Source organism: Pedobacter sp. 01N416 (genome assembly GCF_056399685.1).
The window spans coordinates 1-1854 of record NZ_JBFTRT010000769.1; the positions used below are offsets into that span (position 1 = coordinate 1).

Annotated in this window: 2 protein-coding genes; both read left to right on the forward strand. The window is 39.9% G+C overall.

Annotated elements, in window-relative coordinates; genetic code table 11:
* Nucleotides 1–873, forward strand: an 873-nt coding sequence (locus AC1DND_RS26945) for a BNR repeat-containing protein (protein ID WP_477585809.1), incomplete at its 5' end; no start/stop codon positions are given.
* Between the two features lie 15 nt (nucleotides 874–888).
* Nucleotides 889–1854, forward strand: a 966-nt coding sequence (locus tag AC1DND_RS26950; RefSeq protein WP_477585811.1) for a glycoside hydrolase family 43 protein, incomplete at its 3' end; no start/stop codon positions are given.

Below are 1854 nucleotides of genomic sequence, written 5' to 3' on the forward strand. Positions count from 1 at the left end.
GAGTTTTATAAGCTGGCAAACGGCGATCTCTTATTTTTTTACCGCGATGGTGGCTCTGGAAACGGAAACCTGATGATAAACCGTTATAGTCTGAAGACCAAAAAATGGACACGTATACAGGATGGGATGATCGATGGCGAAGGACAGCGAAATGCATATTGGCAGGTAGCTATAGATCAGGTTGGAACCATCCATTTGTCGTGGGTGTGGCGCGAAAGCCCTGATGTAGCCAGTAACCATGATTTATGTTATGCCAAATCAACCGATGGAGGTTTAACCTGGTTAAAATCTACCAATGAAAAATATAGTCTTCCCATTACTGCCACCAATGCAGAATATGCGCTTAAAATCCCGCAAAAAAGCGAGCTGATTAATCAGACATCGATGTTTGCCGATGCCAAAGGCAAGGTATTTATTGCAGGTTATTGGCGCGATACGAACGAAACCATACCACAATATCACCTGGTTTTTAAAACAGACGACCATTGGGAAGTAAGCAACCTTAACTTTAGAAAAACGGCTTTTAGTTTAAGTGGAGGAGGTACCAAACAGATTCCGATTTCGCGGCCACAGATTATCGTTTGGCCAAATGGAAAATATTATGCTGCGGGATTGTTGTTTAGGGATGCTGAACGAGGTAATAAGGTTTCAATTGCTTTGAATGGTGAGCTCGGATCAGGAAATTGGAAGGTTGAAGATCTTACTCAAAAAAGCCTTGGCGATTGGGAACCCAGTTATGATACCGAACTTTGGAAAAGCAAAGGGATTTTGAGCCTGTTTCTGCAGCATGTTACCCAGGTAGATGGAGAAGGAAAGGCTAACCAGCCACTCACAATAGTGCAGACCCTAGATTGGAAACCAGAAAATAAATAATGAATTAACCTTAAAATGAAACATTCCATTATAAAATATAACTTTTCTCTACTTGTTGTTTTGTTCTTGTTATCAATAAATCTGGTAGAGGCACAAAGCAAAAAAACAGCTAAGGTACCCAAAGAAAAAACAGCGTATTTATTTGCCTATTTTACCGGAAACGCTAAAGCAGAAGAAGCGATCCGTTTTGCGGTGAGCACCGATGCTTACCATTACAAGGCATTAAACAATAATAATCCAATCATTTCTTCCGAAAAAATCAGCAGTACCGGAGGTATACGCGATCCACATATTTTGCGTGGCGAGGATGGCAAAACCTTTTACATGGTGGCTACCGATATGGTTTCGGCCAATGGCTGGAATTCGAACAGGGCAATGGTATTGCTTAAATCAAATGATCTGATCCATTGGACATCGTCAGTTGTTAATATTCAAAAACGTTTTCCAAATAACGAAAATCTGCTACGTGTTTGGGCTCCACAGACCATTTACGATAAAACAGCCAAAAAATATATGGTTTATTGGTCGATGAAGCATGGCGAGGAGCCTGATAAAATTTATTATGCTTACGCCAATGCTGATTTTACAGATTTGGAAACAGCCCCAAAACAGCTCTTTTTTAGCCCAACCAATGGTTCTTGTATTGATGGCGACATTATTTACGATAAAGGGAAATACAATTTATTCTTTAAAACAGAAGGAAATGGCAATGGCATAAAAAAAGCGGTTTCCCATCAACTCACCACAGGTTATGTGCAGCAGGATAAATATTTACAACAGACAAAAGAGGCTGTAGAAGGAGCTGGTGTTTTTAAACTGAATCATAGCGACGAATATATCCTGATGTACGATGTATATATGAAAGGCCGCTATCAGTTTACCAAAAGTAAAGATCTGGCAAATTTTAGTGTAGTGGATCAAGATATTGCCATGGATTTTCACCCAAGGCACGGAACTATTTTGCCTATTAATCAACAAGAG